At 64.1% G+C, this 13,194-nt stretch carries 11 protein-coding genes; 4 read left to right on the forward strand and 7 right to left on the reverse strand.

Features of this window, described 5'->3' with window-relative positions; translation table 11 throughout:
• Positions 1-301: 301 nt before the first annotated feature.
• The 5 genes from DSC91_RS07855 to DSC91_RS07875 form a co-directional block, all read right to left on the reverse strand.
• Positions 302-1,636: an MFS transporter gene (locus tag DSC91_RS07855; protein WP_115777604.1), complete on the reverse strand. Its 1,335-nt coding sequence runs from the start codon at positions 1,634-1,636 to the stop codon at positions 302-304.
• Between the two features lie 336 nt (positions 1,637-1,972).
• Positions 1,973-2,923, reverse strand: a complete 951-nt coding sequence (locus tag DSC91_RS07860) for a dimethyl sulfoxide reductase anchor subunit family protein (protein WP_115777605.1) — start codon at positions 2,921-2,923, stop codon at positions 1,973-1,975.
• 11 nt (positions 2,924-2,934) lie between these two features.
• Positions 2,935-3,681 carry a 4Fe-4S dicluster domain-containing protein gene (locus tag DSC91_RS07865; RefSeq protein ID WP_115777606.1) on the reverse strand — a complete coding sequence of 249 codons (747 nt, stop codon included), beginning with the start codon at positions 3,679-3,681 and terminating at the stop codon, positions 2,935-2,937.
• Positions 3,681-6,617, reverse strand: a complete 2,937-nt coding sequence (locus DSC91_RS07870) for a molybdopterin-dependent oxidoreductase (RefSeq protein ID WP_115777607.1) — start codon at positions 6,615-6,617, stop codon at positions 3,681-3,683. The genes DSC91_RS07865 and DSC91_RS07870 overlap by 1 nt, the downstream gene beginning before the upstream one ends.
• A gap of 164 nt (positions 6,618-6,781) precedes the next feature.
• On the reverse strand, positions 6,782-7,714 hold the full coding sequence (locus tag DSC91_RS07875) for a 2-hydroxyacid dehydrogenase (RefSeq protein WP_115777608.1): 933 nt from the start codon (positions 7,712-7,714) through the stop codon (positions 6,782-6,784).
• 316 nt (positions 7,715-8,030) lie between these two features.
• On the opposite strand from DSC91_RS07875, the gene DSC91_RS07880 reads away from it, so the two are divergent.
• The 3 genes from DSC91_RS07880 to DSC91_RS07890 all read left to right on the forward strand — a co-directional run bounded on the left by DSC91_RS07880 (position 8,031) and on the right by DSC91_RS07890 (position 10,239).
• On the forward strand, positions 8,031-9,536 hold the full coding sequence (locus tag DSC91_RS07880; protein WP_115777609.1) for a sensor domain-containing diguanylate cyclase: 1,506 nt from the start codon (positions 8,031-8,033) through the stop codon (positions 9,534-9,536).
• Positions 9,537-9,637: 101 nt separating this feature from the next.
• Complete coding sequence (locus DSC91_RS07885; RefSeq protein WP_115777610.1) at positions 9,638-9,979, forward strand: zinc ribbon domain-containing protein YjdM; 342 nt, start codon at positions 9,638-9,640, stop codon at positions 9,977-9,979.
• 53 nt (positions 9,980-10,032) lie between these two features.
• Positions 10,033-10,239: a VOC family protein gene (locus tag DSC91_RS07890; protein WP_175171979.1), complete on the forward strand. Its 207-nt coding sequence runs from the start codon at positions 10,033-10,035 to the stop codon at positions 10,237-10,239.
• Here DSC91_RS07890 and DSC91_RS07895 read toward each other — a convergent pair.
• Both DSC91_RS07895 and DSC91_RS07900 read right to left on the reverse strand, forming a co-directional pair.
• Positions 10,236-11,636, reverse strand: coding sequence for a heavy metal sensor histidine kinase (locus DSC91_RS07895; RefSeq protein WP_115777611.1), 1,401 nt, complete (start codon positions 11,634-11,636; stop codon positions 10,236-10,238). The genes DSC91_RS07890 and DSC91_RS07895 overlap by 4 nt on opposite strands.
• Complete coding sequence (locus tag DSC91_RS07900; RefSeq protein WP_093638501.1) at positions 11,633-12,304, reverse strand: heavy metal response regulator transcription factor; 672 nt, start codon at positions 12,302-12,304, stop codon at positions 11,633-11,635. Before DSC91_RS07900 ends, DSC91_RS07895 begins: the two co-directional genes overlap by 4 nt.
• 185 nt (positions 12,305-12,489) lie before the next feature.
• Here DSC91_RS07900 and DSC91_RS07905 point away from each other — a divergent pair, with 185 nt between their 5' ends.
• Positions 12,490-13,122, forward strand: a complete 633-nt coding sequence (locus DSC91_RS07905; protein ID WP_115777612.1) for a hypothetical protein — start codon at positions 12,490-12,492, stop codon at positions 13,120-13,122.
• Positions 13,123-13,194: the final 72 nt, after the last annotated feature.

The following is a 13,194-nucleotide window of genomic DNA, read 5'->3' on the forward strand; positions in this document are numbered from 1 at the left end:
TCAGGTGACTGGATTCGGGGGACGCCGTTGTCCAAAAGCCAAGGAATCTGCAGAGCGACTTTTGCTGCATGCTGGCCGGATCGTCGTTGATCCGCCGCGGTCATTCACGCAAGGGCCATGCCATGCGGGTCAATGAGCTGCTGTCCGGCCCTGCGCGGGGAAAGGCGCCATCGCAAGGCCGCGCTGCCCGAACCGGGTTGATGCATTTTGATGCAGCGCAGCACATTGGTGGTGCGCCATGGCACCTTCGCCGTGCAGCGCCGGGGCGATGACGACAGCCCCTTATGCGAGGGCAGCGTCGTCAATTTGCAATGCCGTTGGTGCCGGCAACGGTCAACGCGTGCTCGCGCAGCGCCGCCTCGCGCGCTTTGTGTTCGCTGCTGAAGCGCACGGCCAGCGCGCATAACGCGGACAGTGTGACGAGCATGCCGAGCAGCGCCAGCGTCTGCTGGATGCTGCCGACGCCTTTCATCAGGAAACCGGCCACCACCGCGCCGACATTGCCGCCCGCGCCAATCACGCCCGCCACGCCACCGAGCGCCTTGCGGTCGATGAACGGCACCAGCGCATAGGTCGCGCCGCAAGCCATGTGCGTGAACAGACCGAAAACCAGCATGGAGATCACGGCCAGCGCGATGCTGTTCGCGTGCGCGAAACCCATGAGGCCCAGACCTTCGCCGACGATCAGCACGAACAGCAAGCTCGCGCGGATGTCGAGGCCTCGACGCGCGGCAGCCTTGTCCGACAGCCAGCCACCCAGCGCGCGGGCAAACAGGGCGAGCAGGCCGAAGCTGCCGGCGGCAATGCCCGCCGCCTTTAGCGACAGGTGAAAATGGTCGACGTAATAGATTGCGGCGACGTTGTGAATGAAAACCTCGACGCCGAAGCACGCTGCGTAGGTGGTGAACAGCATCCAGACGCGATAGTTCGCGCAGGCCGCCCGGAAACTCGCCCAACCGCCCTTCTTTCCGCCTTCGATCGCGATACCGCGCGAGCGCAGTTCCGCAACGTTTCCTTGCGGGCAATCCTGCGTGAAACGCCAGTAAAACCACGCCATGACCGGCATCGCGAGGCCCGGCACCACCAGCGCGAGGCGCCATGCCGACGGCTCTGTCGCGCCGAGCGCCATGATCGCCGCCAGCAGCAGCGGCACCAGTGCCTGCGCCACGCCGGCTCCGGTATTGCCCCATCCGGCTGTCGCCGCGTTGGCGGTGCCGACCACGTTCGGCGCGAACATCGTCGAGGTGTGGTACTGGCTAATGACAAAGCAGGCGCCAACCGCGCCGATGCACAGGCGGCACAGCAGGAAGCTCTCGTAGCCCGTGGAGAGCGCCGCGCCGAGCACCGGAAAGACACCCGCGAGCATCAGGCCGCAGTAGACCTTGCGTGGACCGTAGCGGTCGCATAGCGGACCGATCACCAAACGCACGAGGATCGTGACCGCGACCGCGGCAATGTTGATATTGGCGACCTGATCGACGGAAAGCCCGAATTCGCGCTTGATCAGCGGCATCAATGGCGCACAGGCGAACCACGCAAAGAAGCAGACGAAGAACGCCATCCACGTCAGATGGAAAACGCGCATCGGTGGCGTGCGCAGGCTGAAGAGTTCGATGCGAGTTGCTTTGTCCGTCATCGTCGTTCCAGAAAAAAGAAAAAGCGTCCCGCGAACCCGGTCGGATGACCGGATTCGGGGGACGCCGTTGTCCAAAACCCCGTTATGAGGATGCTGCTATTGATTCGAATGAAGATAGGTCGACTTTGATCCTATGCGGGACCTATATGCATATGCCGTGCCATACCGCGGAATCCGGTGTTCGGCGTGCCGGAAAGCCGGCAACAGCGATGCCGCGCGACGGACGTCCGGCCGGCGCTCCAATCTATGTGTAGCGCGGCAAGGCACGGCGATGGTGCAGCACAGCACTGTTCCCGTGCGATGGGAGGTTCTGGTGCGAACGCCAACGCGCCTGCATCAACCGACTCGCGCGTAGTACAGATTCTGCGGATGCTTCGCTTCGGCGAAAAAGAACCAGCGTTCCGCCACGAGGCCGGCGTACTGCACCAGACAGGCGGCAGCCAGCACGCCGAGCGACGCGCCGATCGGGCGCAAGCCCGCACCCAGCGCGATCAATACGACAGGCAACGCAAACGCGGCCACGAGGAATCCCCATTTGACGCCGCGCAGCGTCCCCGCCGATTTGCCGTGAAAGAATTCGCGCAGGTTGAACGCCCCGGCGGTAAAGCCGCGCGAGACCTGCACGAGCTTCGGGTTGTGGATGCCGGTCGCGCTCTGCACGGTGGACTTCGGCCGCAAGCGCGCATTGCGTACGAGCGATGCCGAGCGGCTCGCGCAGCCCGCGAGCGTCAGCACGCAGGCGCCGATGGCGAGCCCCGCTGTCAGCGCGGGCGCGAACCCCGCGCTCAGCGCCGTCGCCAGCGTGAAGCCGGAGGCGCAGCCGAGCAGCACGAAATTGACCAGCGTGAGCGGCGTGGCCCATTCCTGCAGGAAGCGCAGGCATGCGTAGATCATCGCCGAGCAGACGAACAGCGCGGCGCTCGCCAGCACGCCGAGCCAGCCTATCGCGAGCGACCAAGGCGAACCGAACCCGTGCGCGACGCCGTAGAAGAACGCGCAAGCGAGAAACGCCGGCAGGCACAGACATTCGCGCGACAACCACGAGGTCCGCCACATCGCCACCGCGCGCCATGCGCGCTCCGGATGGCCGAGATGGAAGAACGAGGCGATCAGGCCGAGGCCGCCCAACACGACCGACAAGCCCGCCCCAGTGATGTAGAACGCATCAGCAGGCGCCGTGACGAGTCCCAGATGCGCGGCCGTCTCCACGCCGACGAGCGCGATCAACAGGCCCTGAGCCGCGCCGCTCAATGTGGTGAGAAAAACCACCGAAAAAGCCGGATTCATCGCGAGGTCCTTTAGATACGCTTCGCCATCGACGCAAGATGGAGTTCGCCACGCTCGAGCCGTGCTGCGGGCGAGTCGGGTACATCGAGGGCCGTACCGGCGTCTTTGCATCCGCAGGCGCCGCTGCCGCAAGCCGATGCCGACGTCTTGACGCGCGGCAAATAGTGATTCGCCGGCCGTGTGTTCCATTCGGGCATCAACTGATAGCCGCCGCGCTCCTCGATTGCCTTCGACACCACCGACTCCGGATCGTGGATGTCGCCAAACAGCCGGGCGGAGGTCGGGCACGCGAGCACGCACGCGGGTTGCCGGTCGCGCTCGGAGAGGTTTTCATCGTGAATGCGATCGACGCATAGCGTGCACTTGGTCATCTCCTTGCGCGCCTCGTCGAGTTCGCGCGCACCGTACGGACAGGCCCACGCGCAGTATTTGCAGCCGATGCATTTGTCGAAATCGACCAGCACGAGGCCGTCTTCCTTGCGCTTGTAGCTGGCGCCGGTCGGACACACCGGCACGCACGGCGGGTCCTCGCAGTGCAGGCACGACTTCGGAAAATGGATCGTGTCGGCGTTCGGGAAGCTGCCGGCCTCGAAGCTCTGCACACGATTGAAGAACGTGCCGGACGGATCGGCGTCGTACGGATTGAGATCGGCGAGGCTGCCCGACTCGCCCGACGTATTCCATTCCTTGCAGCTCGTCACGCAAGCCTGGCATCCCACGCATACGTTCAGGTCGATCACCAAAGCCATCTGAGTCATCAATCGCTCCTTTTCCGAGGCGCAGCTTGTGCGCCACGCAGCCGCGCCGCGAATTCGCCGCGCCCCGCGAAATAGGTCTGCACAACCCGCGATATCACCCCGTTCGATCCCGGCAACGCGGGCATCGCGCCGAACTGCGGCAGCGTGTGACACGCGTCCGCTTCCGCGGGATAGATGCGCACGCGCACGTCGTACCACGCGGCCTGCCCTGTCACGGGGTCCGAATTCGAGAGCCGCCCGGACGCTGCGTCGCGGCCGGGCAACTCGTCGGTGATGAGGTGATTGAGCAGGAAGCCACGCTGCGATTCGTTCGCGTGGGCGCCGAGGTTCCATGCGCCCGAGGCCTTGCCGATCGCATTCCAGGTCCATACCGTCCCCGGCTCGACGGTCTCGCTAAAGCGCGCCATGCAGCGCACGCGGCCCCACTGCGATTCGGCATAGATCCAGCTGCCGTCGGCAATGCCGTTTTCGGCCGCCATCAGCGGATTCATGTAGAGATAGTTCTCGCCATGAATCTGCCGCAGCCACGCGTTCTGCGAATCCCATGAGTGATACATCGCCATCGGCCGTTGCGTCACCGCGGCGAGCGGAAAACGCGTGAGATCGGTGGAATCGCTTTCGAGCGGCGCGTACCAGAACGGCAGCGGATCGAAATATTTTTCGACCCGCGCCCGCAGGTGCTCGGGCGGCTGCCTGCCGCGCGTGCGACCCTGCGCGGCGAGCCTGAACTTTTGCATGACGTCGGAGTACAGCTGGATCAGGATCGGCTCGTTAAATTTACGGAAGCCGTTCTTCACTGCCCAGTCGAGATACGGCCCGTTGCAGTTGCGCATGTATTGGAGCGTCTCCGGCAAGCGGTAATGGAACACGCAGTTGTTCTTTGCGTACTGTTCCCACTGCTGCGGATTCGGCTCGCCCACCAGCGCCTTGTCGCCGTCCTTGCCGCGCCAACCGATCAGAAAGCCCACGCCGGAATCAGGCGAGGTCGTGTGATTGACGATGAAATCCGGATAGTCGCGAAAACGGCGCGTGCCTTCGGCCGTCGTGAAGGCGGGAAGCCTGAGGCGCGAAGCGAGTTCGATCAGCACTTCCTGAAACGGCTTGCATTGGCCGGTCGGCGGCACGACCGGCACGCGCACGGAATCCACCGGACCGTCGAATTCGGAGATCGGTCGGTCGAGCATCGACATCGCGTCGTGCCGCTCGAGATAGGTCGTGTCCGGCAGGATCAGATCGGCGAACGCCGTCATCTCCGACTGGAACGCATCGCACACCACGAGAAACGGAATCTTGTACTCGCCGTTCGCGTGCTTGTCGGCGAGCATCTCGCGCACCTTCACCGTATTCATCGACGAATTCCAGGCCATGTTGGCCATGAAGATCAGCAGCGTGTCGATGGGATAGGGATCGCCGCGCCACGCGTTGGTGATCACGCTGTGCATCAGGCCGTGCACGGCGAGCGGATATTCCCAGGAGAAAGCTTTGTCGATGCGAACCGGGCCGCCCTGTTCGTCGATGAACAGATCTTCAGGCGCGGCGGGCCAGCCGAGCGGACCGCTGGCGAGCGGCGTGTTCGGCTTGACGGCGTGCGGACTGTTCGGCGGTTTCGCCGATGGCGGCACCGCGCGAGGAAACGGCGACTTATGACGAAAGCCGCCCGGGCGGTCGATCGTGCCGAGCAGCGACATCAGCACCGCCAGCGCGCGGATCGACTGGAAGCCGTTGGAATGCGCGGCCAGCCCGCGCATTGCGTGAAAGGCAACCGGATTGCCAGTGACGGCCTCATGCGTCTCGCCCCACGCGTCGGTCCATGGGATCGGCAGCGCGATCCGGTGATCGCGGCTGGTCTGGATCATTTCGCCGGCGAGGCGGCGAATCGTGTCCGCGGCAATGCCGGTGATTTCAGCGGCCCACTCCGGCGTGCAGTCGGCGACGCGTTCGCGCAGCAAGGCGAACGACGGCGTGACCGGTGTGCCGTCCGCGAGCGTATAGCGGCCGTCTAGCGCGGGCGTCACGCCCGGCGCATGATGCGGCACGACGCGCGCGCCGTCGGCGTCCCACCAGAGATGATTCTGCGGAAAGAGCGGATTGCCAGCCGGTCTATCCGGGTCGCGCACGAACAGGCCGAAGGTCTCGCTGGCTTCGTCGAGATCGACCAGCTCGGCCGCGTTCGTATAGCGCTGCACAAACTCGTGGTCCCAGGCGTCGGCCGCGATCAGTTCGTGCAGAAACGCCATGAACAGCGCGCCGTCGGTGCCGGGCTTGATAGGCACCCATTCGTCGGCGATCGCGGCGTAGCCGGTACGGATCGGATTGATCGCGATGAAGCGCCCACCCGCGCGCTTGAACTTGGAAATGGCGATCTTGAGGGGATTCGAATGATGATCTTCGGCCGTGCCGATCATGAAGAAAAGCTTGGCGCTGTCGAGATCGGGCCCACCGAACTCCCAGAACGAGCCGCCGATCGTATAGATCATCCCGGCCGCCATGTTGGCCGAGCAGAAGCCGCCATGCGCCGCGTAATTAGGCGTGCCGAACTGCTTGGCGAAGAGGCCGGTGAGCGCCTGCATCTGGTCGCGGCCGGTGAACAGCGCGAACTTCTTCGGGTCGGTGGCGCGAATCGTGGCGAGGCGCTTTTCGAGCACGTCGAACGCCACGTCCCACGAGACCGGTTCGAACTGCGCACTGCCCCGCTCCGCGCCCGCCTTGCGCATCAACGGCTGGGTCAGGCGCGCGGGCGAGTACTGCTTCATGATGCCCGAAGCGCCTTTCGCACAGATCACCCCCTGGTTCAGCGGATGCTCGGGATTGCCGTCGATATAGCGCACCTCGCCTTCGCGCAGATGCACGCGGATGCCGCAGCGGCAGGCGCACATGTAGCAGGTGGTCGTCTTGATCTCGAGCCGCTCGTCCTGCGTGCGGGCGTGGTGTTCCATGCGGGATCTCCGTCGCGGCTCCGGCTATGTCGAAGCGATGTGGTTCGATACCGACCATCCTATTCGCCGCCGGCCTGCAAGGGAAATCGCGATTTGCGAGAGAAACTATCCGCCGTGCCGATGGTTTCAGTTTGCCTTCAGTTAGCTTCAGTTACCCTCAACGATCAGATCGGCGTCAATACCGTCTCGCCAGCAAAATGGCGGCCGGCGTTGGCCAGGAAATTGTCGACCGACGCCGCGATCGCCTCCGGCGAACGGCCGCCCACATGCGGCGTCAGAACCACGTTGCGCAGGCTCAGCAAGGCTTCCGGTGGATGCGGCTCGCCCTCGTAGACGTCGAGACCCGCGCCGGCAATCGCGCCGGCGGCAAGCGCATCCGCTAAAGCAGCGGTATCCACCACGCTGCCGCGAGAAACGTTGACCACGAAACCGTCCGGCCCAAGTGCGTCCAGCACCGCCTTGCCGATCAGATGACGCGTGCCGGCGCCGCCGGGCGTCGCCACCACGAGAAAATCGCACCACCGCGCAAGTCCCTCCACGCTGTCGAAATAACGCAGCGGCGAGCCTGTGCGCGGTGTGCGGTTGTGGTAACCGATTTCCATGTCGAACCCGGCCCCCCGCCGCGCGACCTTCTCGCCGATATTGCCGAGCCCGACGATGCCGAGCCGCTTGCCGGACACGTTCGGGCGCATCGGCAACGTGTCGCGCCAGGCGCCCTGGCGGGTGGCCTGATCGAGTTGCGGCACGTCGCGCACCACCGCGAGCAGCAAGGCGAACGCGTGATCGGCCACGCAATGATCGTTGGTGCCCGCGCCATTGACGAGCACGATGCCGCGCGAGCGGGCGTGATCGATGGCGAGGTTTTCGTAGCCGGCGCCGAGCGCGCTGACGAACTCGAGCTGCGGCATCCGGTCGATTTCAGCGGCCGTCAGCCCCGTCGTGCCGTTGGTCAGCACGGCGCGGACCGTCTCGCCGTGCGCGGCGAGCGCGGCGGCCCGCCGGCTGGCATCGGGTGCATGGACGACGTCGAAAGCGGCCTCGACACGGGCGCGGCTCGCTTCTTTCAAGGGAATCAGAACCAGCAGGGATGGCTTCATGAGAGGCGTATTTTCCTGAGGTGGCGACGGGCTGGAGACACGACGAGTGAGTGTAACAAGGCCCCGGCAGCCCTGCTGGCGGGCGATCGCGAGCGATCATCAACGCTTCAGCGATCATGACCGACCACGGACAGTCGCAAGCCGTCGCGAGCGAAAAGCCCGGTTGCGAACCTGCTGCCGTGCAGCCTAAAGTCCATCCGGACCACGCCGTTATCTTCGTGAATGGACCGGCGCGAACGCCATGCGTCATGCGTCTTTCTTTCGAGGCGAACGGAAGCCGCCTTAGAATAGCCGGAACTCCGACCACGGGAATCTCATGCTGGACAACCTGCCGCGCGGCTCAGCGCCCACCAACGACGCTCCGGAGAACGCCCCCTTGAGGGACGATTCCGAAATGTTCGAACTCGCGCCTGTCTCCCTCTGGCTCGAAGACTTCAGCGGCGTGCGGGCGCTGTTCGACGTCTGGCGGGCCGAAGGCGTGACGGACCTGCGCGCCCATTTCGCCGCGGATCAAAGCCGGGTCGCCGAATGCGCGCACAGCATCCGCGTCATCAAGGTCAATCAGAAGACACTGACGCAATTCGAGGCCGCCGACTTCGACGCGCTCACCCGCAACCTCGCCTCCGTGTTCCGCGACGACATGCTCAAGACCCACCTCGAAGAGCTATGCCAATTGTGGGCGGGCCAGGCACAGTTCACGAGCCAGACAGTCAACTACACGCTCGGCGGACGGCGCCTCGATGTGCTGCTCAAGGGCGCCGTGCTGCCCGGCCATGAAGAACGGTGGGACCGCGTGCTCGTGTCGGTCGAAGACATCACCGAACTGGAAGGCGCGCGGCATCGCGTGACGCTTGCCGAAGAATATGTGCGCGGCCTGTTCGAACATTCGCCGGTTTCGTTGTGGGTGGAAGATTTCAGCGCGGTCAAGCGCCTACTCGACGATGCGCGCTCGGCCGGCATCAGCGATTTCCGCGTGTTTACCGACGTGCATCCCGAGTTTGTCGAGCGCTGCATGCAGGAAATCCACGTGCTCGACGTGAACCAGCACACGCTCGAAATGTTCATGGCGAAAGACAAGAAAACGCTTCTTTCGCGTCTGCCCGACGTTTTCCGCGACGACATGCGGCCGCATTTTCGCGAGCAGCTGATCGACCTGTGGGACGGCAAGCTGTTCCAGCAGCGCGAAGTGCTCAACTATTCGCTCGACGGCAACGAGGTGCACGTACACCTGCAGTTCTCCGTCCTGCCGGGTCATGAAAAGAATTGGGACCTGGTGCTGGTCGCCCTCACCGACATCACGGCGCGCAAGAAGGCCGAAGCGTACCTGGAGTTTCTCGGCAAGCATGACGTGCTGACCAAGCTGCGCAACCGCTCCTTTTACGTGGATGAACTGAACCGGCTGGAGCGCAAGGGTCCGTGGCCGGTGACGATCATCATGGCCGATCTCAACGGCCTCAAACGCGTGAACGACCAGCTCGGCCACGCGGCCGGCGACGCGCTGTTACGGCGGGCCGGCGAAGTCCTCGCCAAGGCGACGGACGCGCCCTTTCACGCAGCGCGCATCGGCGGTGACGAGTTCGCGATCCTGATGCCCGACACCGACGAGCGCGGCGGCGCCGCGATGGTCGATGCGATCCGTCAACTGGTCGATCTGAACAACCAGTTTTATCCGGGTTCGCTGCTGAGTCTTTCGATGGGCGTGGCGACGTGCCAGCGCGGCGATCGGCTCGAGGCCGGCATACAACGCGCCGATCTGCTGATGTATGAGGAAAAGCATGCGCACTACGCGAACCGTCCAGCTGAGGATGCGCCGGGCGATTGAAACAGCTCCCGGCGCGTGGGACGAAGGCGGCCAGGTCAACGTCCGCTATACTCGCCAGCCCCTAATTTATCCGCGGTGCGCCGCGCTCTGGAAAGAAAATCATGTCGACGATTCCCGCCTGCCCGCAATGCGCGATGGAAAACACCTACCCCGACGGCGAAAATTACGTCTGCCCCGATTGCGCGCACGAGTGGCCGATGACCGCTGCCGCAAGCGCTGACGAGACCGACGAACGCGTCGTCAAGGACGCCAACGGCAACCCGTTGGCGGACGGCGACGCGGTGGTGCTGATCAAGGACCTGAAAGTGAAAGGCTCGTCGATTACGCTGAAAATGGGCACCAAGGTGAAGAGCATTCGCCTCGTTGGCGGCGATCATGAAGTGGACTGCAAGATGGACGCCGGCAACTTCATGCTGAAGGCCGAGTATCTGAAGAAGGTTTGAATCGTCTGACCCAGCTCGGGCCGGCACCGCAGTGCAAATGAGGAGCGACTCCGATGCTTTCCCACGTATTCGTCGGCATTTCGGATTTCGAGCGTGCATTCGGCTTTTATAGCGTGCTGATGGACACGTTAGGGTTGCGGCTCAAGTTCCGTGACAGCGACGCCTGCTGGGCAGGGTGGATGGCAGCCGATACACCGCGGCCGCTGTTCGTGTGTTGCCACACGCCGGACACGACCCCAGTCACGCAGGCAGCCGGCTAAACGCCCGGAAAACGCAATTCGAAGCGCACCACGCCCGGCACCGGACACACCACGCGCGCCGTGCCGCCGTGCAGATGCATGATCGCCTTGACGATCGCGAGCCCCAGCCCGCTCGATTCGGTGAACTCGCTGCGCGCCGCATCCGCGCGGTAGAAGCGATCGAACAGGCGGTCCAGTTGCTCGCCGGGAATCGGCGCACCGTCGTTTTCCACCACCACGGTCGCGCCCTGTTCGTCCTGCGCGCCGCTCAAACGTACCACCGTATTGTTCGCGCCATACCGCACCGCATTGACGACGAGATTGTTGATCGCCCGGCGGCACAGCATCGGATTGACCGATGCCACGCCCTGAGCCTCGACGGTAAAGCGCATGCCACGCTCGTCGGCCGGGCCTTCGAAATAGTCTGCGATCCTGACGAGTTCGTCGCGCAGATCGACCGGTTCCCGATCGATGGACAGTGCCGCATGATCCGCGTGCGCAAGAAACAGAATGTTCTCCGCGATGTGGCTCAAACGGCTCAGTTCCTCGAGGTTCGATTCGAGTAGCTGTTGATATTCCTCGGCATCGCGCGGTTTGGCGAGCGTTACCTGAGTCTGGCCGATCAAGGCGCCTACCGGCGTGCGAATTTCATGCGCCAGATCGGCGGAGAACTGTGAGAGGCGCTGGTAGCCATCAGCGAGACGGTCGAGCATGGCGTTGAAGGCGTGCGTGAGCTGGCGCAGTTCGGCCGGCGCGGACTCGCTATCGAGCCGCACCGACAAACTCGCCGGACTGATCTGCGCCGCCCGCGTAGCGATCTCGCGCACCGGCCGCAACGCGCGACGCAGCACGTAGTAGGCGAGCAACGTGGCAGCCAGCATGCCGCTCAGCGTGGCTAGCAGGATGCGATTGCGATACGCGGCCAGCATCCGCACTTCCTGGGTCATCGGATGCGCGGCGATCACTTCGACCTCGCTGCCGTCCTCGCGCGCCTTGACGGAAGCAATCGCCCAATGCACCGGCACGCCGTCCGGCAGCACGGTCTGGCGAATGTCCGAGGGCGTCGGCAAGTGGTCAGCGGTGCCGGCCTGCAGGGCCGGCACGGCGACATGACCGGGATTCACGTCGATGAACGGCGCTTCGCCCGGGCGGCGAAACTGCAACACGTCTTGCTCCGCGCCGAGCATGCTCTCGAACAGCAAAGGCCGGCTCTTCAATTCGCTGACCGAATAGAGATCGTGCACGATGCGGCTGAAGTGCTCGACACGGCCGGTGAGCACCACGTCCGCGCGACGCTGCAACGACAGCTCGGCGGAGTGGTAGAAATACATGCCCAACGTGCCGATCACCACGCACGCGATCGAGGCGAACAGCATCGTGGTGCGAGCCGTCAACGAACGTTCGGTCCACAGTTTCATGCGCCGTCGCCGAAGGTGTAGCCGATGCTGCGCACCGTATGAATCAGCTTCTTCTCAAACGGATGATCGATCTTCGCGCGCAGCCGTTTGATCGCCACGTCGACCACGTTCGTGTCGCTGTCGAAATTCATATCCCACACCTCCGAGGCGATTTGCGTACGCGACAACGCCTCGCCCTGCCGGCGCACCAGCAGATGCAACAGCATGAATTCCTTATTGGTCAGCGGAATCTCGACGCCTTCGCGCGTCACTTTGCGGCGCAGGACGTCGAGCTTGAGGTCCGCGATCTCGAACACATCGCTCTCGCGGATCACCCCGCGGCGCAACAACGTGCGGATGCGCAACACCAGCTCGGTGAACGAGAACGGCTTGACGAGGTAATCGTCGGCGCCAAGTTCGAGGCCGCGGATGCGGTCGCTGACGTGATCGCGCGCGGTCAGGAAAATCACCGGCAGATCGCGCCGCGCCCGCAGCGCGCGCATGATTTCCCAACCGTCGATGCCGGGCAGCATCACGTCCAGCACCACGAGGTCGTAAGCGTGTTCGAGCGCCATGTGCAGCCCATCCGTGCCGGTGCGCGCAAGGTCGACCGCGTAGCCGCTTTCGCGCAGCCCTTTCTTCAGGTAGTCGCCGGTTTTCGGGTCGTCTTCGATGACGAGGATGCTCATGGTGCCTGGTGTTCCAACCCCGCGCGCCGCATCGGGCGCGGGTCATGAATGTGGACGTGGATATGGCGGCCATTCTACGTGGCCGCGGCGCGCCGTTCATGACGTTTTTGTCATCTGTCTGTCACCTGCCGGAGCCAATCGCGCGCCTAACCTGACGCTATCTTTCACCCACCCAGAGCAAACCCATGAAGATTGTCTCCGCCAATGCGATGCGCGCCTTCGTCGCCCCCGCGCTCGTCGCCGCCTCATTGTTCGCAGCAGGATCCGTCGCAGAAGCTCAGACCGCCGCGCCCACCGGTGTGCGCGGCACCGTCACCTCGCTCTCGGGCGACCTGCTCAAGGTCCACACGCGCGACGGCAGAGACGTCGACGTGAAGCTCGCCAAAGACACGCCGATTCGCGGCGTGACGATTGCCAACGTGAACGACATCAAGCCGGACAGCTATGTCGGCACCGCCGCGATTCCGCAGCCCGACGGCACGCTGAAGGCCCTCGAAGTGCATGTATTCCCGGCCAGCATGCGTGGCGCCGGCGAAGGTCACCGTCCGTGGGACCTCGGCTCGAACAGCACGATGACCAACGGCACGGTCGGTTCGCTCGTGGTCAGCAACGGCCGCACGATCACGGTCAAGTACAAGGACGGCGAAAAGAAAGTCGTGATTCCGCAAGACGTGCCTATCGTTGCGCTCGAAGCCGGTGACCGCGCGCTGCTGGTGCCTGGCGCAAAGGTCGTGCTGTTCGCCCATAAGGAAGCCGATGGCTCCATGGCGGCGAATTTCATCTCCGCGGGCGAGCACGGCATCACGCCGCCGATGTAATACGGCGCTTTTGAGCGCTCGCTCTTTCAGCCATTCAGACTGCCGCGTGCCTCAATGACGCGGCTTTCAATT

The sequence above is a fragment of the Paraburkholderia caffeinilytica genome, assembly GCF_003368325.1.
Taxonomy (GTDB): Bacteria; Pseudomonadota; Gammaproteobacteria; order Burkholderiales; family Burkholderiaceae; genus Paraburkholderia; species Paraburkholderia caffeinilytica.